Here is a 25,275-nt window from a genome sequence, read left to right on the forward strand (position 1 = left end):
GAATTTTTGTTAATGTAAATTTATGAATTTATCCTTTAAAACTCATTTAAAAAAACGACTATTGCCTTTAGGGCAGTATTATCTGCGGGAGTTCTCTATTCTTGCGCTACATATAACGTAAAAAAGGGTAAAAACTTATTTGAAATAAAAAATTCTGATCTAAAATCTGAAAATGATTTTAAAGTCTTCCTGATCGGAGATGCCGGAAATGCAGATGAACCCCAGGCACAGAATACCTTAAATTTACTCAAAAACAAGCTGGATTCCGCAGACAGTAATTCTATGCTGATCTTTCTTGGTGATAATATCTACCCTAACGGCCTGCCAAAAGAATCCGATAAAGATTATGCACTGGCCAAGCAAAAACTGGAAAACCAGCTTGCCATTACCAAAAACTTTAAAGGAAAAACACTCGTTATTCCGGGAAATCACGACTGGAACAATGGTCTTGACGGACTAAAGGCACAGGAAGATCTTGTGAAAGCCTATTTTAATGATAAAAAAGCCTTTCTTCCTAAAAGTTCCTGCGGCATCGACGATATTAGTTTATCCAAAGACATAAAACTTATTGTTATTGATACCGAATGGATGCTTGTCAACTGGGATAACTATCCGGGGATAAATAAAAACTGCACCATTAAAACCCGTGAAGATTTTTTCACGGAATTTAAAGACATTATTACCAAAAACCAGGATAAAAGAATTATTGTAGCTCTGCACCATCCTGTGATCAGCAGCGGAACCCATGCGGGATTCAATTCTGCCAAGTCACATCTTTATCCGTTAAAAAGTAAGGTTCCTGTTCCCGTTGCAGCAAGTTTAATCAATATACTGAGAAGTTCTTCAGGGGCAAGTCTGGAGGACATCAACAATAAGCATTATGCAGATCTGGCCAACAGGCTGAAAAGTATTGTTCAGGATAAGGAAAACATTATTTTTGTTTCCGGGCATGATCATAATCTGCAGTATCATGAAGACAGGAATATCAGGCAGATCATCAGTGGCGCAGGTTCCAAGACAGATCCTGCTACGATTGCGGAAAAGACAGATTTCTCTTACGGAGGCAGTGGCTTTGCCGTTCTGAATATCAGAAAAGACCAGAGTACAGACGTTGAATATTTTTCTACAAAAGATAATGACCTAAAAAAGCTTGCCCACATTTCTGTGATCTCAAAACCGGATGCTTTTGTGAATAATTATCCAAAAGATTTTCCGGCTACAGCAACCTCAAGTGTTTATCCTGTGAAGCTTACCCAAAAAGGACCTGTTTACCGCTGGTTATGGGGTGAGCATTACAGAAAATACTACGGTATCCCTATTGAAGCCCCTACCGCAGATCTTGCTTCGTTAAATGGTGGATTTACGCCGTTCAGAGAAGGAGGAGGCAACCAGTCGAACAGTTTGAGACTGAAAGCAGCAGACGGACAGGAATTTGTTATGCGTGGTGTAAAAAAGAGCGCAGTCCGTTTCCTGAATAATATGGCTTTCAAGAAAAGCACTTTCGGAAATGAGCTGAATAATACATTCCCTGAAAAGTTCCTGCTTGATTTTTATACGGCCAATCACCCGTTTACGCCTTTTTCTGTAGGGAATATGGCTGATAAACTTGGTATTTTCCATAGCAATCCGAAGCTTTATTACATCCCGAAACAATATGCTTTGGGAGAATACAATGAAAACTACGGTGACGAAATGTATATGATTGAAGAGCGTTTCTCTTCAGATCCCAAAACATTGGCCTCGCTGGATAATGCCAAAGACATCGTTTCCACAGATGATGTTCTGAAAAATTTCTCTAAAAATTATAAATATTCCGTAGACCGCGAATCCTACATAAGAGCAAGAATTTTCGATATGCTTATCGGCGACTGGGACAGGCATTCAGACCAGTGGAAATGGGCCGAATATCAGGATGGTGATAAGGTTATTTACAAACCGATCCCAAAAGACAGGGACCAGGCTTTCAGTAAGTATGACGGTGCTGCTTTCAAGGTTATCATGAATGTTCCGGCGATCCGCCATATGAAAACGTTTAAGGATGATATTAAAAATGTGAAGTGGATGAATATGGAGCCGTATCCGCTGGATCTCATCTTTTTAAAAGGGGCTTCACAGGAAGAGTGGACTGCGCAGGCTAAATATATCCAGGAACATCTTACGGATGCTGATATTGATGACGCCTTCACAAATCTTCCGAAAGAAGTACGGGATGAAACGATTGCTGATATTCAGAGAAAATTAAAAGTCAGAAAAACAAAGCTTCAGGACTATGCTGCCCAATATTATGATGTGCTGCAGGAAAAAGTACCTCTTGCCGGAACAGTGAACCCTGATAAATTTGTCATCACAAAAACGGCAAATACCGTTCGCGTACAGCAATATAAATTAGATAAAAACAAAGAGAACCCTGAATTGGTTTTTGAAAAAACATATGACGATTCCAAAACGAAAGAACTTTGGATCTACGGCCTTGAAGATGACGATATTTACGAAGTTTCAGGGGAAGGAAGACCGAAGATGAACATCAGGCTTGTCGGCGGTTATAATCACGACGTGTACAATATTGCTGATGGGAAAAGTGTAAAGATTTATGATTTTAAAAGCCAGAAAAATACTTACAACGGCGGTGGAACAAAAAATATTTCCGATGACTATGATATCAATACCTATAATTACAAGCATCCGAAATACAATTTCTTTGCCGGCTACCCGAATGCAGATTATAATCCGGATGACGGGGTAATTTTAGGCGTTCTGGCCAATTATACCGTTAACAATTTCATTCGTGATCCTTATACCCAAAAGCACAGTCTGAAAGTCAATTTTTACACGGCGACGGGTGGATTCAATGCTGCTTATAAAGGAATTTTCAAAAAAGCGATATCGGGCTGGGATTTCAACCTGGATGCGGCTTATACCACACCAAGGTTCGCTGAAAATTTCTTCGGGCTGTCCAATGAAAGCCAGTATGATAAAGAAAATACGGAAAGAGAATACAACAGAGCACGAATCTCTAAGTTCAATTTCGCACCGTCCATCTCTAAAAAAAGCTGGATGAATCTTCAGCATCAGTTCCAGCTGACGTTTGAGGATAATAAGGTACAGAAGAAAGGGGACCGTTTTGTAGATCAGTCACCGGATGTGAGGCCTGAAGTTTTCAAAAGCCAGCAGTTTGCGGGAGCCAATTATACATTCAGCTTCAAAAACCTGGATAATAATGCCTTCCCTACTCTGGGCATGGAACTATTACTGAATGCAGACTGGAAAACGAACCTCTCCAATACTGAAAAGAACTTTTTCACGTTGAACGGTACACTGACGATTGATCACAGGCTTGATAAAAGAGGAAATTTTGTTTTTGCCAATTCCAGCAATGCCATGTGGATCAGCAATAATAATTTCGAATTCTATCAGGCAGCAAGCATAGGAGGTAATAATGGAATGAGGGCTTTCCGTAACGACAGGTTTTCAGGTAAATCCTATTTTACCAATAATTCTGAGATCCGATGGGATTTCGGAAGGGTAAGAAACAATATTATTCCAGCCAATATGGGTGTCCTTATCGGGTATGACCTCGGCCGCGTGTGGAATGATCATGAAGATTCTAAAAAGTGGCACCAATCTATAGGAGCAGGATTCTGGATGAGCGTTGTTGATATGTTCTCTGCAAGACTCAACTATTTCTATGGTTCTGATGGAGGAAGAATTTCCGGTGGCGTAGGAATGACTTTTTAAACAGGGGTCACCATTTAGCAAGGGTCAAACCATGCATTTTATTATAGAAAAAGATTAATTCAATTATTAATTTTAATATAAATAAATTTAATTATTTTAATTTTTCATTTGCAAATCACTATACGTAAACAATTTACGGTTAAAATAGCCAATTCATATTTTTTCAGGTTTTAAGAAAAATCATCCATAGAGCAATATGCTTATATATCTTTTAAAAATTCAATGTTTTAAAAAGGATATATATTTGTTTAAAATTATTTCAAAAAAACAATTATCGGATGAAAAGAACGCTGTCATACATGGCATTATTTGTCATGTTCTCAAATGCAAACGCTCAAGTGGGAATAGAAACCCCAACACCACAAAACACATTACACGTCAACGGAAGCCTTCAGGTAGTAAAGGACCTGAATGTAGGCGGAAACGCAAAGACCAAAGGAAACTCAGGAAACCGGGGTGAAGTATTAATGTCAAACGGAGCAGGAGTTGCCCCTTCCTGGACAACCATTGAATCCCAGAATTTCCTGAAAGTAATATTTGTGGGTAATAAAACGGATATCAATCCTGCTACAGGAAGCTATACAGGTACCGGAAGCAATCCTGTAAGCACTCACGAAAGTTTTGCAAAGACGTATATTTATAACGTCAGTAATAAAATTGATAACGCTTACCTGAAGTACGACTCAGCAACCGGAATATTCACTGTAGTAAAGCCCGGATTCTACAATGTTGTTCCTTATATTACCTATGACTTGAGCTTAAACGGAAACGGCTACACAGCAGGAACGGCAAAATCTTCTGTACAGAAAGTTTCACCAGCTACAGAAACTCTGGCCTCTATATCTACAGGGCATGGTGAACGTACATTAACGGTGAATCATAACCTGTCTTCGATTACCTTTTTCAATGCCGGTGATACTTTCAGGATCAGATGCGTTTACACGCAGAATTTCAGATTGTCGGCTGGAAATATTCACATTTCTTATCTTACCCCGTAACCTATTTTTGAGTTTAACCCTCTTGCAGTTATTTGCCTTGAGGGTTTAATTCAAATCTATATACTTTTCCACCCGTATCCTTATCTTTTTCGTCAGCAATCAGAAGTGTTTTATCATCAAGGAAAACAACCGCTTCTTTCTGCGAATTATGATTTAACGGTACTTTCTCAATTTTAGCAGCATTAAAATTATCTGCTGTAAATCCGGAAAGGATATGGATATTTTTATGGGTAAGCAAAACAATCTTATTTTGGGTACTGTTCACCGCTGCAGAGGTAATGGCAGCATCGCTGTATTTTCCTGGAATCTTAAGTTTCCCGATTAATCTGGCTTCAAAATCTCCTTCTTTATTAGGAACCTGAAATACAAGGAAAGTTCCGTCAAAACCTTTACTTCTGTTTTTGGTGAAAAGATAAAAGTTACCGTTCATTTCTACGAAAGCCTCACAATCATACAGCCAGTTCGATTTCTTCGGAGGAAATTCTGTCTGTCCTTCATAATGAAATTTTGTAGTCTGAACAGCCTTTGTTGTCTTTTGGGAAGCATCTTTCAGATCGAGTTTCAGAATAGCCAGATTCTGTCTGTTATTGTCATTATTTCCAAAATCTCCGAGATAAATATTTCCCTGAGTATCTTTTGTAATATCTTCCCAATCGTTGTTTTCAGCATTTTCTACAAGAACATCAGCTACCAGCTTGCCCTGCATATCCAGACCGTAAACCATATTCTTGTTCCCCTGGTCTTCTATAGCCCAAATGGTATTTTTATCCTGAGACAATGCGATCCCGGAAACTTCCTTCAACTTTTTAGGAAGGGAAAACTCTACTTGCAGGGCATCGGTTTTAGGATTGTCCTGAGCTTTTGGATTACAGCTCCATAGTAAGAAAGCGGATAAGGTAAGAATACGCAACATAGCTATTTTTTTAATTTTTTAAACTGAAAATACGAATACCGGATATTTTTCTCTAAGTTATTAATTATCTGCTGATGATGAAGAAAAAAGCCGGCTGCCAAACCAATCAGACTTCCTATGATAGTATCTAAAAGCCTAGCATGCATGAGATTTTCTACATTATGATGAACCAGACTTCCGGTTTCCGTCAAAAGAATCGTTAATGGAGTTATAAAAATCACCGCAAAACCGTAATTCCTTACAATAAGCAGCTCTATAATAAACTGCAAAACTGTGATAATGATGATCATCTCTATTTTGGCAGGATTAAAGAGCAGAATGAGCCATGCAAAACCTATTCCAATAAAGGTTCCAAGGATTCTGTGCATATTCCGCTGACGGACATGCTCAAAATTACGTCCCTGGATAATCGCGATTGCAGCAATGGAGATCCAGTAAGTATTTTCAAATTTCAGCAGATGCCCCACAATCAGTGTCAGCATCATGAAGAATCCTATAATGGTACTTTCTACAAATTTAGTATATCTTCTTTTATTAAACTTTCTTCTCCTCGGAATGGCCAGAACCTCCCCTTTCTCTATAAAAACAGAGTACAGAAAGGCAAGTGTACACGATAAAATAGCTCCCATTGCCACAAGACCTACCCTCACAGGAATCATTTCCAGGTCAAAATGATAGGTACTTGCCATAGCGGCCAGCATGATGAAGAAAAAATTTCCGGGTGGAGGAATTTTAAAATAGGATGTTATAAAATGCGCCAGAAAAGAAACAATTCCCAAAGATAATCCTGCTGTATAAGCATTAAAACTAAAAAACAGGCTTATGGTAAAGGAAAAAACCATCCCGAATGCACAAACCGCCAGATGAATCATCCGCTGGGTAATGGGTGCTGAAGTAAAATATAAAATTGTGAGGGCTCCCAAACTTGATAAGCTTCCGTAATTGGGCTTTCCTAAAAAATAACCGATGAATAAGCAGCTTCCGATACAAAGTGCCGCAAGAAAAGGGAAATGCCATTTCCTTTCTGTTTTTTTGAACTCCAGCAGATACTGAAATCTGTGATGTACGGAACGCTGTACTTCCATGCTAGGCCATCAGTTTTGCTTTTTCCCACAATACATCCATTTCTTCCAGGGACAGGTCAGCAAGCTTTATATTGGATTCTTCGGCCAGCCTCTCCATTTTCTGGAATCTTGAAATAAATTTCAGATTGGTTCTTTCCAGCGCAGAGTCGGGATTCAGTCCTGAAATTCTTGCATAGTTGATGAGTGAGAAAAATACATCCCCAAGCTCCAGTTCTTTTTTAACCGGATCTGTTTCTTCATGAAATTCCCTGATTTCTTCATCTACTTTCTTCCAGGCATCCTCCGCATCATTAAATTCAAAACCGATTCCTTTTACTTTATCCTGAATCCTGTAGGCTTTTACCAAACTTGGAAGACTTTTCGGAACGCCGCCTAAAATAGATTTATTTCCTTCTTTCAGCTTCAGCTTTTCCCAGTTCTGCTTTACTTCTTCCTCGTCCTTCACCTCTGTATCTCCGTAAATATGCGGATGACGGAAGATCAGTTTTTCGTTTAAGGAATTGATGACATCGGCTATATCGAAACTCTCTTTTTCAGAACCGATTTTAGCATAAAAAACCAAATGAAGCAGCACATCACCAAGCTCTTTTTTTATTTCCTGCAGGTCTTCCTGTAAAATGGCATCAGAAAGCTCATAAGTTTCTTCCAGGGTAAGATGACGGAGTGATTGCAGTGTCTGCTTCTGATCCCACGGACATTTTTCACGGAGGTCATCCATGATATCTAATAATCTTCCGAAAGCTTCTAGTTTTTCTTGTCTGGTATTCATAAGTTAGGAATTCGAATAATGCAAATTTAGGGTAAATCTTTAATTAAGTCCTTTTGTCTTGAAACAAAAGAACGAAAAGTTCAAGGCTTGGAAACCTCCGCTAAAAATAAGTTCTGTTCTCTAAAAATTCTAAAACTTGTGCGGATTTACTATTGGTGAATCATTTCAGTATTTCTCCCGCACTTCAAACAATAGAATTTTCTTAACGTTCACAGAATTTATTTTTTTAACGCTACAGTTTCCGAGGCCATTTTAAATCGGTTATAAAAAAGCCCCGCCAGAAACTTCTGACAGGGCTTTATATTGACAATTCAGGATAAATTATCCTTTCTTGGTATGGGTACTTTTTGGAGCTGCTTTAGCGGCAGAAGTAGCTTTTACTTTTGGAGTAGCTGGTTTTTCAGCTTTTGGAGCTTTTTTAGGAGCTTCTTTTTCAATGCTTACTTCTTCGGGTGCACCTTCTAATGTTTCAGGCTCTGCTTTTACGAAGCTTTCAGGGGTAATATATCCTGCTTTCTGAAGAATGTTGTACCACTGAGCCAGTTTTTTAATGTCTGAAGCATATACTCTTTCCGTATCATAGCTAGGAAGAGAAGCCGTCATAAATTCTTTCAGAACCTCATCGGAAGATTTGTGGGAAATCGCTTCTTTGTAGTCGTTATTTTTAGCAATATTTTCAAAAACTTCGAACAAAGGAACTTCTTTATCAACCGTAAACATCGCGATATTATCCAATAAACTCACCTGGCTGGAGTTTCCGATGCTCACTTTTTTCTTAGTGGTAACATCTTCAATGATAAAACCGTTTCTTAATTGGGAAACTAATTTGAAAAGTCCTGGCTTTCCGGAAATTGAAATTATTTTTTCTAACAGCATAATTTTATTTTTTTAATTTCTGCAATAGGCACGGGGCTTTTTGCTTTTTATTATTTTGTTTGTAATCCTTGTTTAATTTATTTTGGAAATCTCATTTTGTAGCCGATGCTTACATCGCCCTGGGAGATCTTCGTCAGTTTACCTTTTACGAGTTTTTTCTTCAAAGCGCTCAGATGATCGGTAAACAGCACGCCTTCAATATGATCATACTCATGCTGAATTACGCGGGCTCTAATATCGGAAAAAGTTTCTGTATGTTTTACAAAATTTTCGTCATAATATTCAATAACGATCGTTCCTTTTCTCTTCACATCTTCTCTTACATCCGGAATAGAAAGGCACCCTTCATTGAATTTCCATTCTTCGCCGGATTCTTCAAGGATTCTGGCATTGATGAAAACTTTTTTGAACTCGGCCAGCTCATCTTTGATGTCTTCGTAATCTTCATCTTCTGCAAGAGGAGTTACATCGATCACAAACAGACGGATATCCAGCCCGATCTGTGGTGCTGCCAGCCCGATACCGTTTGCACTGTACATCGTTTCGAACATATTATCTATAAGTTCCTGTAAACCGGGATAATCTTTGTCTATATCTTTCCCTACTTTTCTCAAAACAGGATCCCCAAAAGCTCTTATCGGTAAAATCATCTTATTCTTTGTTCTAAAAAATTCTGCAATATAATCGTTGCGCTTACTTTATCTATTAACCCCTTTTCCTGTCTCTTTTTTTGCTTTTCCCGCTTTGGGAGATAAAAAAGAAGCCATTTTTGAGGTAAATCTTTCATCAAGGCGGTGGACTGCAATACCGGAAAATTCTTTCTGAAATTCTTCAATGAATTTTAAAATATCGGTCTCCACTTCGGATATATTTCCTTTCAAATCTGTAGGAAGGCCTACTACCACATCATCCACTTTGTTTTCGGCGAAATATTTTTTGAGAAATTCCATCAAAAACCGTGTTTCAACGGTATCCAGAGCACTGGCAATAATCTGCATATCATCCGTTGCAGCAATGCCACAGCGTGCCTTTCCATAGTCTATTGCAAGGATCTGTCCCATAAGTCTGCAAATTTAGTAAAATTTAATGATTTTATTCATAACGCAGCTTTTTTATAAAAATCATGTTTTATTCCATTATTTTTTTATAATTTTAATCTTCCAAAAAACGAAAATATGAAGAAACTCATCCTCGTAAGACATGCGAAAAGCGACTGGCCGGAAGAAACGGAGGACTTTGACAGGCCTTTGGCAGACAAAGGATTAAAGGATGCTATGAACATGTCCAGATTCATGAAAAGCAATAATATTACGATTGACCGATTTATTTCCAGCCCGGCAGTGCGTGCGTTGAATACATGCAAGATCTTTAACCAGGCCTACCAGCTTACGGTTTCTACGGAAGATAAGCTGTATAACCCTTCCGAAAAAAATTTCGAATCTGTAATCTACGATCTGGATGACAGTGTGAGCTCTGTAGCATTTTTTTCCCATAACAACGGAATTTCCAATTTTGCGAATTCCATTTCTGAAGATATTTTTCATTTCCCAACCTGCGGAGTGGCCGGTTTTGAAATAGACTGTAATTCATGGTCTGAATTTGACGGTGCCAAAAAGAAACTTCTGTTCTTTTATGAGCCAGAAAAAATATAGCTCTGTCCTTTTTATTTAAATCTATCCTACTCCTTTTTTATCCTCGTAAAAAGGGAGAATACCTATTTGATTAAGGGTGGATTTATAATAAAAAACGGGCTAAAGCCCGTTCCTATTGAATATTTTGATATATATAAATGTTTGCAATTTTGCCTTTTCGCCATTTTACCAATTTGCAATTTTGCCTTCACCTATACCATCTACTTCTTTCTAAGATCCAGATCATCAAAATCAAAGCTGAAATCCGTAATATCTGAAACAGACTTCAACTTTGCAGATTCTGCTTTTCCATTTTCATCATAATTAAAGATAATGTAAGCATCAGCATCATAACTTCTGTCGTCCCATTTAATAATAAAAGAATTATTGGAATAAGGCAATAGCTCCCCTTTGAGTCTTGGAGAATTTTGACACGAGATTCTGTATGTATTTCCCTGTTGAGAAATTTCAACGTCTCCGAACCACTGATCATTGTACTTGCCTACAAATTGTTCTGCTTTAGGCTGAAGATTTTTTCTTTTTTAAAGGCTTCAGATTTAGCAAAAGCTTCTTTTTTCTGTTTGTCAAAGTCTGCATTTACTTTTGACATTCTTTCGCTGTATGTTTTCAGCCAGTTTCTGTCTGCCACACCCAGGTAAGAATCTTTAACCGTATTGGTGATCGTATTAAAAGCTGCTCCGGACTGCTGGTTGGTGAGTACTACGATTCCTAATTTCATATCCGGAATCAGGGTAAATTGTGTAACGGTTCCAATCAATCCTCCCGTATGCTGGATCTGCTTGTGTCCTTTTACATCGCTTAAAAACCATCCTAACCCGTATCCGTAGAAACTTGTATCATAAGGATTTTTTAAAGCAACCCTATCAGGAATCTGCAGGCTCCACAGCTGTTGTACATTTTTATCCGAAACCAGTTTTTTCCCGTCTTTGGTGGTAAAATTATTTAAAAGAAAGTCCGCCCATGTGGTCATATCCTTAATATTACTCATAATTCCTCCAGCGGCATTTCCGGTTTCGTTCCAGTCATGGGGAACAGCAACGGCTTTACCATCTACCGGTGCATGGGCATCGATCTTGTTGGTTACTGCTTTTGCCCGGTTGTAGCTTCCGTAGCTGGAAGTCATTCCTACTGGTTTCATGATTCTCTGCTCAATAAATTCTGCCCAGCTAAGACCGGAAATCCTGTGAATCACTTCTCCGGCTACGATAAACATGATATTGTTATAATCCAGTTTAGTTCTGAAAGGGTTTTCAGGCTTCAGATATCTTACGTTGTGAACAATATCATTTACAGTCAGATTCCCACCTTCCGGGAAAAACATCAAATCACCCTGCCCTAAGCCTAAACCGGCTCTGTGAGTTACAAGGTCTTTAATCGTTACATTCTGGGAAACATACGGATCGTACATCTGGAATTCAGGAATATATTTCGAAACTTTATCGTCCCAGTTCAGTTTTCCTTCATCTGCCAAAATAGCCAGCGCAGTACAGGTAAACCCTTTTGAATTGGATGCAATTCCTACCAGAGTAGCATCATCCATCGGCTGTTTGGTGGCTAAAGAACGCTGCCCGAATCCTTTGGAATAGATCACTTTCCCGTTTTTTATGATCCCTACGGACATTCCCGGAACATCAAAGGTTTTTAAGGTATTCTGGATCAGCTCGTCCAGTTTTTTTCTTCGACCTGGGCATTAAACAGCCCCACTGCCGCCAGAAAAAGTAGAAAAGAAAACTTCTGCTTCATTTTTTTTAATTTTCTCAAATTTAGTAAATATTAAAGGACGAGCGCTTCCGTCTTAAAAACTTTGTCTATTTAATGAGAGTTTAAGCCTTAATTAAAAATAAATCTTTCCTAACTTTGCACAAATCTCCGGTTTTCATGACAAAAATTCTCCTTCTTTCCGATTCCCATTCCTATATAGACGACAGGATTTTAGAATATGCCCGTCAGGCAGATGAAATCTGGCACTGCGGTGATTTCGGAAGCATGGAGGTTATTGAAGAACTGGAAAAAATAAAACCTTTAAAAGGGGTTTACGGAAATATAGACAATGCAAAGATCCGGGCCGAATTTCCTGAAGTGAATCGCTTTTTCTGTGAAGATCTGGAAGTTTTAATGATCCACATCGGCGGATATCCCGGAAAATATACTCCGCTTGCCTGCAAGGAAATTTCTGAAAAAGCTCCAAAGCTGTTTATTTCCGGGCATTCCCATATTTTAAAAGCTATGTTTGATTCAAAGAACAATCTCCTCCATCTGAATCCGGGGGCCTGCGGCAAACAGGGATGGCATAAGGTGAGAACAATGATGCGTTTCATCGTGGAAGGAGAAGAAATAAAGGACCTGGAAATTATTGAACTGGGACCGAAAAATTAATTTTTGACAACAATAAAAGAAGATGCACAATACATGAAAATCGGGGACAAAGTTTCTGTGGTAGATGAGGATTTAAGCGGAATTATTACTTCCGTGAACGGAAATATTGTTGTTTTTAAAGATGAATATGGGTTTACCTACCAGTATCCAAAAGAAAAGCTGGTTCCGAAAAATGCGGATCTTTATGAAAATATCCGGGTAGTAAAAAAAGCGGAACCCCAAAAAATTGTTTCCAAAAAGCACCAGAAAAATCATATGGTCCTAGATCTTCACTTTGATCATCTGGTTAAGAACCCCAGTGATTATGACAGTTTTGAGAGACTTTTCATTCAAAAAGCAAAACTGACGGAAGTGCTGGACTTCTGCAGAAAACATCATCTGAAAAAACTGGAAATCGTTCACGGAATTGGTGACGGTACGCTACAGAGAATGGTAATGGATGTTTTAGAAAGCCAGACAGATATCGATTTTTATAATAAGGAAATACTTCATCATCAATCGGGTGCCGTTATGATAGAATTTCACTAAATTTGCAGCAATTGAAATATGAACGTACTTAATTTACTTTTTACCAAAGACGGATTAATCTGCCAGATTGCCAGGAACAAAAGCATTCTGGAAGAAAAGTCTTATTTCGTTACTGAAGAAACTCCGGAAACGCTTATTGAAGAAAAGCTGGACGAAATCCTTCTTAAACAAAGATTCGATGAAATCCACGTGATTTCTGCATTGAATCATTTCACACTGATGCCTGAAGGGTTTTCAGAACACGAGGCCGGATTCGAACTGATTGCCTTCAATGCACCTGCTGATAAGGAAAAAGAGGAACTGATGCTTTCTGTGAATAAAAAATTCGGGGTACAGTTTTACTATACGTTCCCAAAAAACTTTTACAGGAAAATAAAAGAGCTGGCAGTTCCGGTTCATTTTAATTTCTCCGGGGAAAAGTTTTTAAACTCAATCAATAATAAAAATAATAAGGAAATTCATATCAATCTGTATCATAACCAATGTGAATTTTTCGCCATTGATAATAAGAAGGTTATTTTATACAACAACCTTGATGTGAATTCTGAAGTCGACTTTCTGTACTTCGTGATGTTTACGCTGAGTAAAATAGGTTTCGGAATTAATGAAACCAATTTCTACGCTTACGGTGAAACTACGGAAAACGAAACCTTTATCTCCGAACTTCAGAAATTCGTTAAAAACATGAGAATTGTTTTTGACAATGTTCCTAATAAGAATTTTATACTTAATTAGGTTGCAGGTAGCAGGTTAAAGGGATTAGCTCCCAATTTCAACAACCTGTCACCTGCAATCTGCGACCTAACAACTAAAAAATATGTTCAGAATAATATCCGGCAAGTGGAAAGCAAAAAAAATTGCGGCTCCCAAACATTTTGATGTAAGACCTACGACAGATTTTGCCAAGGAAGCGCTTTTCAGTATCCTGGAGAATAAATATGATATGCAGTCGATTTCTGTGCTTGATCTTTTTGCAGGCATAGGCTCTATAACCTTCGAATTTGCTTCCAGAGGCTGCCAGGATGTGACTTCAGTAGAATTGAATCCGAAACATACCAGCTTTATTAATTCAACGGCTTCAGAACTGGATATGTCGCTGCAAATCAATGTCCAGAGAGGTGATGTTTTTGACTGGCTTAAAAAATTCAGGAATAAAAAAGCTTTGAGATTGTATTTTCTGATGCTCCGTTTGAAATGGAGGAAAAGAAATATTATGAGCTGCTGTCCCTGGTACTGAATAATAAATTCGTGAAACCCAATGGAGTCCTGATTATTGAACACCAGAGCAGGATGAAGCTGGAGCATCCCAACTTAATAGATACCCGAAAATACGGAAATGTAAGTTTCAGTTTTTTCGAAGCGAATAAAGAAGATAATCAGGAAATTTAGTTCCTGATTATTTTTTTGATGGAATGGTCCGGTGCAGCAATTCCCCAGTTGGTAATAGCTTCAAGCACCGGCAGTAATGTTTTTCCAAATTCCGTAAGGGTATATTCTACCATCAGCGGAGGCTTTTCCGTATATACTTTTCTGTTGACGATATGGTCTTCTTCAAGCTGCTTTAGCTGAAGGCTCAAAGTCCTTTCTGTAATGGTGGGAATAGATTTTTTCAGCTCATTGTATCTTTTGGCACCATCGAGCAAATGATGCAAAATTACCGCTTTCCACTTTCCCCCTATAAACTTCATCGTTACGCTGGTGCAGCATGGGTATTCTTTGTTGTCTATGGTATACATTTTTTATACTATCCTTTTTTACCGTTATTGCAAAGGTAGTAAACTTACATTAATTTCGCTACTATAAAAATGATAGTATAATAAGTTATGAACTTTTTAGAGCAAATGAAAAAGAGGTATACGGTAAAAAAGTATGATCCTCAGGGAAAAATCAGCACAGAACAGATTGCGGAGTTGAAAGAAATCCTTAATCTAAGCCCGTCTTCCATCAACAGCCAGCCATGGAAATTTATCTTTGTTAATAAACCCGACCTTAAAAAACAGCTGGCTGAAGCATCTTATTTCAACAAGGGAAAAGTATTGGACAGCAGTCATTTAATTGTATTTCAGGTACTGAGAAATCCCAAAGATTTTGAAAAACAGATCGAGGAAAATCTTCCTGAAGGTTCGGTCAATTATTACAGAAACATGGTAAAACCTAATGGTGAAGCTGCTATTCGTGCCTGGATGGGACACCAGGTGTATCTTTCACTGGGAGTTCTTCTTTCTGCCTGTGCAGCTATGGGAATAGATTCCACTCCCATGGAAGGCATTGAAACTGAAAAGTATGACGGAATCCTAAAAAACGATTCTTACGAAACACTTTTTGCAGTAGCCATCGGGAAAAGAGATGAAAACGACAGCAATCATCCGGAGATAACCCCAAAAAGAAGGCTTAAGAGTGAAATGGTTATTGTAGAACCTTAATCTTTCAGGAACTTTACAAAAAAAGCTGTTTCGGGTGAAACAGCTTTTTGTATTATAAAACTTTCAATTCCAGATCTATCGTTTTTCCAAAGAATTTCTTAGAAATCTTCTCAAAGTTCTTCGTAAGATCCGAGAGATAAAAATGATAGCTTGGCTTCGGATTATTATCATTCAGAAGATGATATTTGTCAAGGATAATTTTCAGGTGGTTGGCTACAATATTGGGTGAATCAATCACGCGGACTCTGTTGCCGTAATATTGTTTGATCTCATCAATCAGCAAAGGATAGTGTGTACAGCCGAGAATAAGTGTTTCAATATTTTTGAGCTTATTATTGCTCAAATAATTGTAAATGATCGCATGCGTTATCGGGTGGTTTTTGAATCCTTCTTCGATGGCAGGAACCAATAACGGGGTAGCCAGCTCATCAACTTTGATCCATTTATTCTGCTTTCTGATGCTTTTTTTGTACAGCCCGGAATTCACGGTAGCTTTTGTAGCAATAACCCCGACATTATTGTGAATTTCATAAGCTACCTTTTCTGCAACTGGATTAATAACGTCAATTACGGGAACTTTCCCGTTCACAGACTGCATTACTTCATTCAAAGCATTTGCCGTAGCCGTATTACAGGCAATGACAATAGCTTTACAGTTCTGCTCAAGCAGAAAATTGGTAATCTTGGTAGAATATTCTATGATCGCATCTTTCGACTTTTCACCGTACGGAAGGTGCTTGGTATCTCCAAAATAGATCAGGTCTTCGTGAGGAAGAAGTCTTTTGATCTCTTTAGCTACGGTAAGTCCTCCCACCCCGCTATCGAAAATACCGATAGGCTGGCTTGGTGAAAGATGTGAATAATCTTGCTTTTTAGTTTTCAAGTGAACTGAAATTTTATACAAAAATACGAAGATTTTTAGATTTTTGTATTCCTGATTCTGTACTTTATTTCTACGGTATAATTCCGAAATTTCGCTGTTATTTTTGATCATGCTTCGACTTCGCTCAGCATGACATCGCTAATGTTATTTGCCTGAAGTTTGTGTAATGTATTTAATCATTGTCATGCTTAGCGAAGTCGAAGCATGATCATTCTTTATACAATAAACAAATCCGAAGCAATCCCATCTGCCATAAACCAATGCTTTTCCGGAATTTTCAGATGATTGTCTTCTGTGACCAAAATACCTTCTTCTATTTTAGATTTTATCTCGTATTGGAAATGCTCAAGGATTTTATCATCGAATTTACTTTTCAGGCTCTCAAGATCTACACCCCAGATTGTTCTCAGCCCGATCATGATCATTTCATTGAACTGGTCTTCCTGCGACAGGAGTTCTTCTTCTTTGGCAAGAATTCCGCTATGAAGCTTTTTGATATACTGCTGATTGTTGGCAACATTCCAGCTTCTGATATCCAATCCGTTATAAGAATGTGCGGAAGGCCCTATTCCCAGATATTCTCTGTACTTCCAATATGCGGAATTATGTCTTGAATAAAAGCCTGGTTTTGCAAAATTGGAAACTTCATAATGCTCAAATCCGTTGTCTTTTAAAAAATCTGACAGGTAGTAAAATTCTTTATTTTGCTCTTCTTCTCTTGGACTGGCAACTTTCCCTTTCGAAATCCAGTTTTCCAAAGCGGTTTTGGGTTCAACGGTCAATGCATAAGATGAAATATGCGGAACTTCAAGGGCTATGGTTTTGTTTAAATTTTCCTTCCAGATTTCCAGATTCGAGGTTGGGGAGCCATAGATCAGGTCTATGCTTAAGTTTTCGAATCCAAAATCCTGAGCTCTTTTGATTGAACTCTCCGCTTCAGAAGCATTATGGGCGCGGTTCATCAGTTTAAGATCTTCTTCAAAAAAACTCTGGGTACCGATGGAAAGTCTGTTGACCGGAGATTGAGCCAGTTGCTTTAAAAAATTTTTGTCCAGATCATCAGGGTTGGCCTCCAAAGTAACTTCAATATCGCTATCGAAACTGAAATACTTCTGTACTTCATCAATCAGACCTTTGATTTCATCTGCCGAAAGAATGGAAGGCGTTCCGCCTCCAAAATACAGGGATTTCAGATTTTTATTCTGCAGTTCATCTTTTCTAAGCCGGATTTCGGTCTTCATGGCACGGATCATTTCATCTTTAAAGTTTAAAGATGTAGAAAAGTGAAAGTTACAGTAGCTGCATTTCTGCTTGCAGAATGGAATGTGAATATATATCATAAAAAAAGCCCTGAAAATTTCAGAGCTCAAATTTATTTAAATTATATCAGATTAATATCTATATCCTCTATGATTAATAAAGTTATCGAAGTTATATCCTAAACTGATCATGAAGCTGTTTCCACCATAAGTCTGGATATCAGACATTCCGATGTTGTAAGTAGCTCCAACCATGAATTTATTGAATCTTACTTTAATAACCGGTGCAATCTGAAGCTGCTGGCTGTCGAATCTGTTCTGTACCGTTCTGTAGCTTACTCCGGCAGAGAATGAATTGATATCGTTAAAGAAAGTAGCCATTAAGTTATAGTCGATCATTCTTGTTGAATTGGTATTCAGGTTGATCAACGCTGATGGCGTTACATAGATATTGTCAGCAAAATGCCAGTCGTATCCTAAGTTTAAGAAGAATTTAATTGGTGAAGGCTCGATTCCGTTTACGATAGCCTTATCATTGCTTAGTGCGATATCGTTTACAGATACTCCTGCGAAAATGTTTCTATAGGTAGCAGCTGCCCCGAAGTTGGCATAAGCCATAAAAATATTCCCTTCTTTCCCGATCAATAAAGGATCGTAGCCATCTTCAACGTTCACTGAAGTATAGTCGAAGTTCATATTATAAAATGAAACACTGGTACCAAAAGAGAATTGGTCTTTTCTTTCTCCTTCACTACTTAGTGGAATAAAGTATGAAGCTCCCGCTGTAATACCGCCTGCAGAAATAGGTCCATTACTGTCTCTGAAAATAGAGAGCCCTGCTCCCACTCTGTCGAAGATGTTCCCGTTGATTCCTATAGACTGCGTATTTGGAGAATCGCTAAACTTGTCAAATTGTTTGTGGTAATTAGCATTAAGCTGCACGTAGTCGGTCTTTCCGTACTGAGCTGGGTTGAACAGGAATTCACCATCCAGAAGATATTGCTGATAGTATGGTAGTGATTCTTGTGCTTTGTATGCATTTGACAAAAGAGCTAAACATACGATAGCATATAGTTTTCTCATAACAAATCTTGATTTCAATTCAACAAATATAAAAAAATTCTCAATATATTTTTAGTTTTCTAAATAATTTCTCCATTTTTTTACAGCATCCGCCATATCTTTAGGCATTGGGCTCTCAAAATATAATTCCTTTTTAGTTGTTGGATGTATAAACCCTAAAGTATGGGCATGAAGTGCATGTCTAGGGAGAATTTCGAATACATTTTTTATAAACTGCTTATACTTAGGAAGATTCACTCCTCTGAGCGGGGTATGGCCTTCATATCTTTCATCATTAAACAAAGTATGGCCGATATGTTTGAAATGAGCACGGATCTGATGGGTTCTTCCTGTCTCCAGTTTACACTCTACCCAGGTCATGTATCTGAACCTTTCCAAAACTTTATAATGCGTTACGGCATGCTTCCCCTGGCTTCCATCCTCATAGACGGACATCTGCATACGGTTTTTAGGATGCCTTCCGATGTGTCCTCTTATGGTTCCCTCATCTTCCTGTGGATTTCCCCAGACAAAAGCCCAGTACAATCTTTTTGTCGTTCTATTGAAAAACTGTTTGGCTAAGAAGCTCAGTGCATATTCATTTTTAGCGATCACCAGAAGGCCGGATGTGTCTTTATCGATCCTATGAACAAGTCCTACCCTGTCCAGATCAGATTTCTCACCATTCTTTTCAAAATGGAAAGCCAGCGCATTCACCAATGTTTTGTCCCAGTTTCCATGTCCGGGATGTACGACCATGCCCGGTTCCTTATCTACAACCACCAGATCATCATCTTCATAAATAATATTGACAGGGATATCCTGAGGAATGATTACATTTTCTCTTGGCGGATGGGCAAGAAGCACAGAAATCTGGTCACCGGGTTTTACACGGTAGTTTTGTTTTACCTGAGCACCATTCACCACCACATTTCCTGCCCTGCAGGTTTGCGAAATTTTGTTCCGTGAAGAGTTCTGCCTGTATATTAATAAGAACTTATCGATCCTTAACGGCTCCTGGTTTTTATCAACTTTGATGTTAAGATGTTCATATAGCCCCTTATTTTCTTCATCAATATCGATGTTTTCCAAAGTGTCGGATTCTAATAATTCTTCGTCAAAAAAGTCTTCGTTATCTTCTGCCATTGTTTTATTTTTTACACAAAAGGCCCCAACATTTTGCAGTTGAAGCCTATATTTTTTATAATAAATAGTGATTATTCTACTACTATTTTCTTAGCTTTTGGTTTTTGAGCCGGCTGTTGTTGGGCTGTATTTCCAGTAGTTGCCGGTTTATTGCCTGAAGTCTGACTGCCGGTTGCAGTAGTTTTAGGCTTTTCTGCCGTAGTTCCTGCAGGTTTAGCACCGGTAGTTGTACTTGTCGTCTTGGCTGGCTCTGTTTTAGCCGGTTCAGGTTTAGGAACTTCTTTTCTTGGTACCGGAGCGGCTACAGGCGGTTCATAATTTGGCTCCGAATAGGTAGGAACCTCTTCATAATGTACCGGAGGCAGAGAGGTATCTACTTTCATTCTGTAAATAGAATTCAGCTGCTCTACTTTTGCTCTGAGTTCCGCAGGGGTCCTTTTACTGGCCCAAAGGTCAATCTGCATTCCCTGATCCCTTACATCCCCGGAAGCCGGATCCTGATAATAAATAATATCGGACTCATCTTTACTTCCGTCTTCATGTTCTACCAGACCTACTTCAAATAAGCTTTTTGCAATGACTGCTCTTGCTTCTTTTACCGAAAGCCCTACCACATTAGGAATAGAAATATTTCTCATAGGTCCTGATCCTACCACAACATCGATCACAGAGAATCTAGGAAGTCGTGAACCCGGATTCACTGCATTACCTTTATATAGTACCCTTAAAAGAGCATCTTTCTGAATACTCGGCTCATAGATGGTATCCCCGATCTTAAGACCTACCTGATCCAGTCTCTGGAATGCCAGACCTGAATATTTATTGATCACATCCGGAACAGTAATAGGCGCCCATGTTCTTGGGTTCACAACAATTCTTACCAGTGATCCCGGTTTTACACGCGAACTGGATAAAGGATGCATCTTTAAAACCTGGAAAGGTTTATATTTAGGATTATATTCCGCACTGTCTACTTCATACTCCAGCCCGGTATCCTCTAATATTTTTACGGCATCATAAACCGATTTATTAATAACATTGGGCACAGGAATTTCCTGACCGTGGTTTGTATGGTACTCCAACCAGCGGAAAGTAAGCCACACCAACCCCACAAAAACACCGATGGCGACTACTAAATTCAGTAAAACTTTCCAATTGAAAAGTGATTTAAGCATACTTAAAAATACTTTAATTATAACGGCAAATATAGCTAATAATTTTAAATGTACTTTTATTTAACACAATTCATTTTGAATTTTAAAATTTCTGAATTTCCCTTATTGCATTACATAAAATGATTAAATTTGCCTTAATTGATACTATATGGTTATGAGCAAAAAAAGTGTTGCCGTTGTGATGGGAGGCTATTCGGATGAATATGTGGTTTCCCTAAAAAGCGGTCAGTTGATCTACGATTCTCTGGACAGAAATCTCTATGATGTATATAAAGTAGTTATCCTTAAAGATGAATGGTATTTTCTGGGTGAAAACGACAAAAAATATGAAATCAACCGCGGAGATTTTTCAGTAACGCTGGACAACAATGAAAAACTGAAATTCGATGCCTGTTTCAACATTATCCACGGAACTCCGGGCGAAAACGGAATTCTTCAGGCCTACTGGGATGCTATCGGACAGAAGTATACCGGCTGTGATTTCTACCAAAGTGCTCTGACCTTCAATAAAAAAGATACATTAGCTGTACTTTCCAAATATGGAATTCCTTCTGCGAAAAGCATCTATTTAAGAAAAGGAGAAGAAATCAATACGGATGAGATCGTGGAAACTCTTGGGCTTCCTGTTTTCGTAAAGCCTAACCAGTCCGGATCATCGCTGGGAATTTCAAAAGTAAAGGAGAAATCAGAATTAATTGCCGCGACGGAAATTGCTTTCAAAGAAGACGATGAAATTCTTATCGAAAGCTTCCTTGACGGAATGGAAGTTTCTGTAGGCGTGATAGATTTCAAAGGGGAAACTATTGTTTTAGGCATTACCGAAATTGTCCCTACCAATGAATTCTTCGATTATGAAGCCAAATATGAAGGAGCTTCGGAAGAAATTACCCCTGCAAGAATTGATGATGCCACAAGGATCCGAGTGGAAGAGATTTCAAAAAGAGCTTACAATTCCCTTGGAATGAGCGGTTTTTCAAGAAGTGAATTTATCCTTATGGACGGGATTCCTTACATGCTTGAAATGAATACCAACCCAGGATTCTCCCCTGCCAGCATTCTTCCGCAACAGGCAAAAATTTACGGAATATCCATCACAGACCTTTGCGGAAACGAAGTGGAAAAAGCGCTTAATAAATAAAAAGGAATGAAAAAATTATTTTCTACTTTATTATTAATTCCTTTTTTGCCTTCACTCAGGATTATACGAAAACGCTTGATTTAGGTATTCCCAAAACTGGTATGGAGCCCAAAAACATCAGTTTTTCAACTGACGCCATTTATATAGGTGAAAAAAAGTGCTTCAACTATATTAAAAAAACGATGTAGTGATTAACAATGAAAAGGTTCCCAATTATTTTGAAATCATTTCTTTGGATGATACTGTATTATTTTCAGGGGTTATTAAAAAAAATGAAAGAGGAAATTTTGAAAGTACAATTAATTTTCATCCCATTAAAAAGCTTTATAAAAATTCAAAAATAATAGGAAGAAATGATTTAGTTTTAAATCTTTCTTCCAATCAAGTTCTCAATAATAACTGCAGCCTGAATATCAAAAATTTGGAGCTGTTTTACGAAAAATCAAACGAAAACAACTAGAATATGAAAATTGCTGTTTTCCCGGGATCTTTTGATCCTATTACACTGGGACATTACGATATCATTGAAAGAGCGGCTCCGCTTTTTGACAAACTGATTATTGCTATCGGGCAGAATTCCCAGAAAAAATATATGTTTCCTCTGGAAAAAAGAATGGAATTCATTCAAAATTCCGTAGCGGAATTCCCGAATGTGGAAGTTGATTATTTTGAAGGATTAACGGTAGACTACTGCTTCGAGAAAAATGCACAGTACATCATCAGAGGCTTAAGAAACCCTGCCGATTTTGAATTCGAAAAAGCTATTGCCCATACCAATAGGACCTTGGCCCACAAAAAACTGGAAACCGTATTCTTATTAACCTCATCCGGAAAATCTTTCATCAGCAGCAGCATTGTCAGGGAGATCATCAACCACGGCGGAGAATATGAACTGCTGGTTCCGGATTCGGTGAGGGTAGAGAGATAAGTAATGAGTAATAGGTAATGAGTAATCACGGAGATATGGATTATAATCAATTGTTTCGGGAGAGAACTAAAAATTTTTCGATCCTTATTATTAAATCCATGTCTTCATTACCTTACTCTGATGACGTTTCAATTATCAGAAAGCAAATTATAAGATCTTCAACTTCTGTGGCTGCCAATTACAGAGCTGTTTCCAGAGCAAGATCCGAAAAGGAGAAATTTGCTAAACTGTGTATTGTAGTGGAAGAAATTGATGAAACCCAGCTCTGGCTTGAGATCATTGAGGAACTTGAATATCTAAGTCCGGAAAAAATGATTGAATTAAAATCAGAATGTGAAGAACTTGTAAAGGTCATGACCAAATATAAATTTAGATTATCCCAACTTTAATGGCATAATTTTTATTACTCATTGCCCATTACCTATTACTCATAAATTAATTATGCACGAACAGTTCAATTTTGCCATAGAAGTACTCGGAACCATATCCTTTGCGATGTCTGGGAGCTTTGCTGCAATGCAGAAACGCCTTGACCCGTTTGGAGTTCTGATTATTGCATTCGTTACTTCCGTTGGCGGAGGAACTGTAAGAGATCTCCTGCTGGATATTCCTGTTTTCTGGATGCACGATCTTCTCACCTGCGCCCTGATCCTCGGAACAAGTATTTTTGCGATGATCTTCAAATCTATAGAGAAGAACTTCAAGGTAACTCTGTTTATTTTTGACAGTTTCGGGCTGGGATTATTTACCATTATCGGCGTGCAGAAAGGGCTTAATGCAGAAATTCATCCATTCATATGTATTGCCCTGGGAACTATCACCGGATGTTTCGGAGGAATTATACGGGACATTCTGTTGAACAGAATTCCACTGATTTTCAGGAAGGAAATTTATGCTACGGCATGTATCGTCGGAGGATCTGTTTTCCTTTTAATGACGAAGTATATACCGCTTTCCTATACATTTATACAGGTATTTACAATTCTATTAATTGTTGCCATCAGGACTCTTGCTGTAAAATACCAATGGCAGATCCCTAAATTTTATGGCCATGATCATAACTCGGAAATGTAATCACTGTTTAGTTTAAAATAAAAAAGCACCTGAATCAGGTGCTTTTTCGTTTTGTATAATTTTTAGAAGAATTTTCCTCTCTGTCTCATATTCGGGTTATGCATATGCTTTTGCATGGATGGCATTTTCAGTTGCTCTTTCATCATTTTAATCTGGTCTGTCATCATTCCCGCGCTGTCTAATCTTTTTGCCTCTTCCAGAAGTTTCTGCCCTTCCTGCTTTCTTCCTTTTGAAATAGCTGCTGCTGCAAGATTCAGTGTAGCCATCGCTCTGTCGTGCTTCATATTCAATCCGTATTCCAGAGCTTTCTTCATTAAAGGTTCTACTTTTGCAGGATGTTCCTGTGCTTGCGTCAGTCCCAACAGGTAGTGAAAATATCCATACTGGGATTTATGAAGCTGTGCCTGGTAATTGGTGATCCCGTTTAACCATTGTGCTGCTTTTTCCATATTCTGTTTTCTCAGCTGCCAGAAGGCAAGAAGAATATATTCATTCTTGAAGAAAAGTATAATAGGTATTGCTGCCAGAAGGAAAACTACAATTCCCCAGCCCAGATTTCTTGTGAAAATCATCATGTAAAGTCCTAAAAGGATAAGAACTGCTGCAACTGCAATTTTTATGTACTTATTCATTATTCAGTTTTAGAAGTGCAAAGATAGAAAATTTACGGGTTAGAAGCTAGAGGTTACCTGTTAGAATTTTACAACTACTCAGTCTTGATTCTTTCAAAGGTCTGAAAGCAAAAATCATATGGATTCTTTTCATCTTTTTCATGACATATCTCGTCAGTCTTCTGCCAGATTTTTTCATTGATCTTTGGAAAGAAGGTATCAGCCTCAAGGTCAGCTTTCACTAAAGTAACTTCTAATTTATCAACAATTTCCATCGTCTGTTCATAAATATTTCCGCCACCGATAATGAAAACCTCTTCATCAATCTTTTTGGCAAATTTTACAGCTTCTTTAATGCTTCCTACGATCAGAATTCCTTCTTCAAACCAGTCTTTCTTTCTGGAAATAACAATATTGGTGCGGTTAGGCAGAGGTTTTCCTATACTTTCATAGGTTTTTCTTCCCATGATAACGGGATGTCCGGAAGTAATATCTTTAAAGTGTTTCAGGTCTTTAGGAAGATGCCACAGCAATTTATTTTCAAAACCGATCTCGTTCTTCTCTCCCATTGCCACCACTATTGTTGTCATTCTGATAATTTTTTACAAAATTAGCACATAATTTGTATATTTGGTTAGCACAAA

General features: G+C 38.1%; 28 protein-coding genes and 1 pseudogene. 13 read left to right on the plus strand and 16 right to left on the minus strand.

Annotated features, from left to right (window positions below; genetic code table 11):
* The first annotated feature begins 60 nt into the window (after positions 1–60).
* On the plus strand, positions 61–3,735 hold the full coding sequence (locus tag N4G44_RS22965) for a metallophosphoesterase (protein ID WP_474930124.1): 3,675 nt from the start codon (positions 61–63) through the stop codon (positions 3,733–3,735).
* Between the two features lie 278 nt (positions 3,736–4,013).
* On the plus strand, positions 4,014–4,733 hold the full coding sequence (locus N4G44_RS22970; protein WP_474930058.1) for a hypothetical protein: 720 nt from the start codon (positions 4,014–4,016) through the stop codon (positions 4,731–4,733).
* A gap of 28 nt (positions 4,734–4,761) precedes the next feature.
* Here N4G44_RS22970 and N4G44_RS22975 read toward each other — a convergent pair whose 3' ends face one another.
* The 6 genes from N4G44_RS22975 to ruvX all read right to left on the minus strand — a co-directional run bounded on the left by N4G44_RS22975 (position 4,762) and on the right by ruvX (position 9,437).
* Complete coding sequence (locus N4G44_RS22975; RefSeq protein ID WP_474930059.1) at positions 4,762–5,646, minus strand: hypothetical protein; 885 nt, start codon at positions 5,644–5,646, stop codon at positions 4,762–4,764.
* A gap of 2 nt (positions 5,647–5,648) precedes the next feature.
* Positions 5,649–6,731 carry an FUSC family protein gene (locus N4G44_RS22980; RefSeq protein ID WP_474930060.1) on the minus strand — a complete coding sequence of 361 codons (1,083 nt, stop codon included), beginning with the start codon at positions 6,729–6,731 and terminating at the stop codon, positions 5,649–5,651.
* 1 nt (position 6,732) lies between these two features.
* A complete protein-coding gene (gene mazG, locus N4G44_RS22985) occupies positions 6,733–7,500 on the minus strand; it encodes a nucleoside triphosphate pyrophosphohydrolase (protein WP_474930061.1) in 768 nt (255 codons plus the stop codon).
* Positions 7,501–7,821: 321 nt separating this feature from the next.
* Complete coding sequence (locus N4G44_RS22990) at positions 7,822–8,376, minus strand: DUF5606 family protein (protein ID WP_474930062.1); 555 nt, start codon at positions 8,374–8,376, stop codon at positions 7,822–7,824.
* Positions 8,377–8,453: 77 nt separating this feature from the next.
* The gene (def, locus tag N4G44_RS22995; RefSeq protein WP_474930063.1) at positions 8,454–9,026 is read right to left on the minus strand and encodes a peptide deformylase; all 573 of its coding nucleotides are present in this window, start codon (positions 9,024–9,026) and stop codon (positions 8,454–8,456) included.
* A gap of 48 nt (positions 9,027–9,074) precedes the next feature.
* A complete protein-coding gene (gene ruvX, locus N4G44_RS23000) occupies positions 9,075–9,437 on the minus strand; it encodes a Holliday junction resolvase RuvX (protein WP_474930064.1) in 363 nt (120 codons plus the stop codon).
* A gap of 114 nt (positions 9,438–9,551) precedes the next feature.
* Between ruvX and N4G44_RS23005 the strand changes: the two genes are divergently transcribed.
* Complete coding sequence (locus N4G44_RS23005; RefSeq protein ID WP_474930065.1) at positions 9,552–10,028, plus strand: SixA phosphatase family protein; 477 nt, start codon at positions 9,552–9,554, stop codon at positions 10,026–10,028.
* Between the two features lie 200 nt (positions 10,029–10,228).
* Here N4G44_RS23005 and N4G44_RS23010 read toward each other — a convergent pair whose 3' ends face one another.
* Together N4G44_RS23010 and N4G44_RS23015 are read right to left on the minus strand one after the other, a co-directional pair.
* The gene (locus N4G44_RS23010; RefSeq protein ID WP_474930125.1) at positions 10,229–10,474 is read right to left on the minus strand and encodes a DUF3471 domain-containing protein; all 246 of its coding nucleotides are present in this window, start codon (positions 10,472–10,474) and stop codon (positions 10,229–10,231) included.
* Positions 10,475–10,509: 35 nt separating this feature from the next.
* A complete protein-coding gene (locus tag N4G44_RS23015) occupies positions 10,510–11,649 on the minus strand; it encodes a serine hydrolase domain-containing protein (protein ID WP_474930066.1) in 1,140 nt (379 codons plus the stop codon).
* A gap of 257 nt (positions 11,650–11,906) precedes the next feature.
* Between N4G44_RS23015 and N4G44_RS23020 the strand changes: the two genes are divergently transcribed.
* The 4 genes and pseudogenes from N4G44_RS23020 (at position 11,907) to N4G44_RS23035 (ending at position 14,321) form a co-directional block, all read left to right on the plus strand.
* The gene (locus N4G44_RS23020) at positions 11,907–12,404 is read left to right on the plus strand and encodes a metallophosphoesterase family protein (RefSeq protein WP_474930067.1); all 498 of its coding nucleotides are present in this window, start codon (positions 11,907–11,909) and stop codon (positions 12,402–12,404) included.
* A gap of 33 nt (positions 12,405–12,437) precedes the next feature.
* The gene (locus N4G44_RS23025; RefSeq protein WP_474930126.1) at positions 12,438–12,932 is read left to right on the plus strand and encodes a Smr/MutS family protein; all 495 of its coding nucleotides are present in this window, start codon (positions 12,438–12,440) and stop codon (positions 12,930–12,932) included.
* Positions 12,933–12,950: 18 nt separating this feature from the next.
* A complete protein-coding gene (locus N4G44_RS23030; protein ID WP_474930068.1) occupies positions 12,951–13,667 on the plus strand; it encodes a DUF3822 family protein in 717 nt (238 codons plus the stop codon).
* Between the two features lie 82 nt (positions 13,668–13,749).
* A pseudogene (locus tag N4G44_RS23035) lies at positions 13,750–14,321 on the plus strand (RsmD family RNA methyltransferase).
* Here the strand turns inward: N4G44_RS23035 and N4G44_RS23040 are convergent.
* Complete coding sequence (locus tag N4G44_RS23040; protein ID WP_474930069.1) at positions 14,318–14,668, minus strand: winged helix-turn-helix transcriptional regulator; 351 nt, start codon at positions 14,666–14,668, stop codon at positions 14,318–14,320. The pseudogene N4G44_RS23035 and the gene N4G44_RS23040 overlap by 4 nt on opposite strands.
* Positions 14,669–14,755: 87 nt before the next feature.
* Here N4G44_RS23040 and N4G44_RS23045 point away from each other — a divergent pair, with 87 nt between their 5' ends.
* On the plus strand, positions 14,756–15,355 hold the full coding sequence (locus N4G44_RS23045) for a nitroreductase family protein (protein WP_474930070.1): 600 nt from the start codon (positions 14,756–14,758) through the stop codon (positions 15,353–15,355).
* A 52-nt stretch (positions 15,356–15,407) separates the two neighbouring features.
* On the opposite strand, the gene murI is transcribed toward N4G44_RS23045, so the two are convergent.
* From murI to N4G44_RS23070, 5 genes are all read right to left on the minus strand, one after another.
* On the minus strand, positions 15,408–16,238 hold the full coding sequence (gene murI, locus N4G44_RS23050; RefSeq protein ID WP_474930071.1) for a glutamate racemase: 831 nt from the start codon (positions 16,236–16,238) through the stop codon (positions 15,408–15,410).
* Positions 16,239–16,453: 215 nt separating this feature from the next.
* Positions 16,454–17,578 carry a radical SAM family heme chaperone HemW gene (gene hemW / locus N4G44_RS23055; RefSeq protein WP_474930072.1) on the minus strand — a complete coding sequence of 375 codons (1,125 nt, stop codon included), beginning with the start codon at positions 17,576–17,578 and terminating at the stop codon, positions 16,454–16,456.
* 51 nt (positions 17,579–17,629) lie between these two features.
* A complete protein-coding gene (locus N4G44_RS23060) occupies positions 17,630–18,580 on the minus strand; it encodes a PorP/SprF family type IX secretion system membrane protein (protein ID WP_474930073.1) in 951 nt (316 codons plus the stop codon).
* Between the two features lie 51 nt (positions 18,581–18,631).
* A complete protein-coding gene (locus tag N4G44_RS23065; RefSeq protein ID WP_474930074.1) occupies positions 18,632–19,705 on the minus strand; it encodes an RluA family pseudouridine synthase in 1,074 nt (357 codons plus the stop codon).
* Between the two features lie 71 nt (positions 19,706–19,776).
* Complete coding sequence (locus N4G44_RS23070) at positions 19,777–20,880, minus strand: PASTA domain-containing protein (protein ID WP_474930075.1); 1,104 nt, start codon at positions 20,878–20,880, stop codon at positions 19,777–19,779.
* 154 nt (positions 20,881–21,034) lie between these two features.
* On the opposite strand from N4G44_RS23070, the gene N4G44_RS23075 reads away from it, so the two are divergent.
* From N4G44_RS23075 to N4G44_RS23095, 5 genes are all read left to right on the plus strand, one after another.
* A complete protein-coding gene (locus N4G44_RS23075; protein ID WP_474930076.1) occupies positions 21,035–22,018 on the plus strand; it encodes a D-alanine--D-alanine ligase in 984 nt (327 codons plus the stop codon).
* Positions 22,019–22,205: 187 nt separating this feature from the next.
* Entirely contained in the window at positions 22,206–22,478 is a 273-nt protein-coding gene (locus tag N4G44_RS23080) for a hypothetical protein (RefSeq protein ID WP_474930077.1), read from the plus strand.
* 3 nt (positions 22,479–22,481) lie between these two features.
* Positions 22,482–22,946, plus strand: coding sequence for a pantetheine-phosphate adenylyltransferase (coaD, locus tag N4G44_RS23085; RefSeq protein WP_027373487.1), 465 nt, complete (start codon positions 22,482–22,484; stop codon positions 22,944–22,946).
* 17 nt (positions 22,947–22,963) lie between these two features.
* Positions 22,964–23,335 carry a four helix bundle protein gene (locus tag N4G44_RS23090; RefSeq protein ID WP_474930078.1) on the plus strand — a complete coding sequence of 124 codons (372 nt, stop codon included), beginning with the start codon at positions 22,964–22,966 and terminating at the stop codon, positions 23,333–23,335.
* Between the two features lie 52 nt (positions 23,336–23,387).
* The gene (locus N4G44_RS23095) at positions 23,388–24,020 is read left to right on the plus strand and encodes a trimeric intracellular cation channel family protein (RefSeq protein WP_474930079.1); all 633 of its coding nucleotides are present in this window, start codon (positions 23,388–23,390) and stop codon (positions 24,018–24,020) included.
* A gap of 62 nt (positions 24,021–24,082) precedes the next feature.
* Here N4G44_RS23095 and N4G44_RS23100 read toward each other — a convergent pair whose 3' ends face one another.
* Positions 24,083–24,652: a membrane protein gene (locus N4G44_RS23100; RefSeq protein WP_040997002.1), complete on the minus strand. Its 570-nt coding sequence runs from the start codon at positions 24,650–24,652 to the stop codon at positions 24,083–24,085.
* A 74-nt stretch (positions 24,653–24,726) separates the two neighbouring features.
* Entirely contained in the window at positions 24,727–25,221 is a 495-nt protein-coding gene (locus N4G44_RS23105) for a dihydrofolate reductase (RefSeq protein ID WP_474930080.1), read from the minus strand.
* Positions 25,222–25,275: the final 54 nt, after the last annotated feature.

It is taken from the genome of Chryseobacterium sp. GTID13, assembly GCF_056172655.1.

What these genes read in the sequence shown, in the direction of transcription:
- coaD (WP_027373487.1), top strand. Translation starts at nt 22,482, where the DNA reads ATGAAAATTGCTGTTTTCCCGGGATCTTTTGATCCTATTACACTGGGA.
- N4G44_RS23095 (WP_474930079.1), top strand. Translation starts at nt 23,388, where the DNA reads ATGCACGAACAGTTCAATTTTGCCATAGAAGTACTCGGAACCATATCC.
- N4G44_RS22990 (WP_474930062.1), bottom strand. Translation starts at nt 8,376, where the DNA reads ATGCTGTTAGAAAAAATAATTTCAATTTCCGGAAAGCCAGGACTTTTC.
- N4G44_RS23020 (WP_474930067.1), top strand. Translation starts at nt 11,907, where the DNA reads ATGACAAAAATTCTCCTTCTTTCCGATTCCCATTCCTATATAGACGAC.
- ruvX (WP_474930064.1), bottom strand. Translation starts at nt 9,437, where the DNA reads ATGGGACAGATCCTTGCAATAGACTATGGAAAGGCACGCTGTGGCATT.
- N4G44_RS23060 (WP_474930073.1), bottom strand. Translation starts at nt 18,580, where the DNA reads ATGAGAAAACTATATGCTATCGTATGTTTAGCTCTTTTGTCAAATGCA.
- N4G44_RS23030 (WP_474930068.1), top strand. Translation starts at nt 12,951, where the DNA reads ATGAACGTACTTAATTTACTTTTTACCAAAGACGGATTAATCTGCCAG.
- N4G44_RS23045 (WP_474930070.1), top strand. Translation starts at nt 14,756, where the DNA reads ATGAACTTTTTAGAGCAAATGAAAAAGAGGTATACGGTAAAAAAGTAT.
- N4G44_RS22980 (WP_474930060.1), bottom strand. Translation starts at nt 6,731, where the DNA reads ATGGAAGTACAGCGTTCCGTACATCACAGATTTCAGTATCTGCTGGAG.
- N4G44_RS23090 (WP_474930078.1), top strand. Translation starts at nt 22,964, where the DNA reads ATGAGTAATCACGGAGATATGGATTATAATCAATTGTTTCGGGAGAGA.
- def (WP_474930063.1), bottom strand. Translation starts at nt 9,026, where the DNA reads ATGATTTTACCGATAAGAGCTTTTGGGGATCCTGTTTTGAGAAAAGTA.
- N4G44_RS23025 (WP_474930126.1), top strand. Translation starts at nt 12,438, where the DNA reads ATGAAAATCGGGGACAAAGTTTCTGTGGTAGATGAGGATTTAAGCGGA.
- N4G44_RS23005 (WP_474930065.1), top strand. Translation starts at nt 9,552, where the DNA reads ATGAAGAAACTCATCCTCGTAAGACATGCGAAAAGCGACTGGCCGGAA.
- mazG (WP_474930061.1), bottom strand. Translation starts at nt 7,500, where the DNA reads ATGAATACCAGACAAGAAAAACTAGAAGCTTTCGGAAGATTATTAGAT.
- N4G44_RS22975 (WP_474930059.1), bottom strand. Translation starts at nt 5,646, where the DNA reads ATGTTGCGTATTCTTACCTTATCCGCTTTCTTACTATGGAGCTGTAAT.
- N4G44_RS23040 (WP_474930069.1), bottom strand. Translation starts at nt 14,668, where the DNA reads ATGTATACCATAGACAACAAAGAATACCCATGCTGCACCAGCGTAACG.
- N4G44_RS23070 (WP_474930075.1), bottom strand. Translation starts at nt 20,880, where the DNA reads ATGCTTAAATCACTTTTCAATTGGAAAGTTTTACTGAATTTAGTAGTC.
- hemW (WP_474930072.1), bottom strand. Translation starts at nt 17,578, where the DNA reads ATGATATATATTCACATTCCATTCTGCAAGCAGAAATGCAGCTACTGT.
- N4G44_RS23065 (WP_474930074.1), bottom strand. Translation starts at nt 19,705, where the DNA reads ATGGCAGAAGATAACGAAGACTTTTTTGACGAAGAATTATTAGAATCC.
- N4G44_RS23015 (WP_474930066.1), bottom strand. Translation starts at nt 11,649, where the DNA reads ATGTCCGTAGGGATCATAAAAAACGGGAAAGTGATCTATTCCAAAGGA.
- N4G44_RS23075 (WP_474930076.1), top strand. Translation starts at nt 21,035, where the DNA reads ATGAGCAAAAAAAGTGTTGCCGTTGTGATGGGAGGCTATTCGGATGAA.
- N4G44_RS22970 (WP_474930058.1), top strand. Translation starts at nt 4,014, where the DNA reads ATGAAAAGAACGCTGTCATACATGGCATTATTTGTCATGTTCTCAAAT.
- N4G44_RS23105 (WP_474930080.1), bottom strand. Translation starts at nt 25,221, where the DNA reads ATGACAACAATAGTGGTGGCAATGGGAGAGAAGAACGAGATCGGTTTT.
- N4G44_RS23100 (WP_040997002.1), bottom strand. Translation starts at nt 24,652, where the DNA reads ATGAATAAGTACATAAAAATTGCAGTTGCAGCAGTTCTTATCCTTTTA.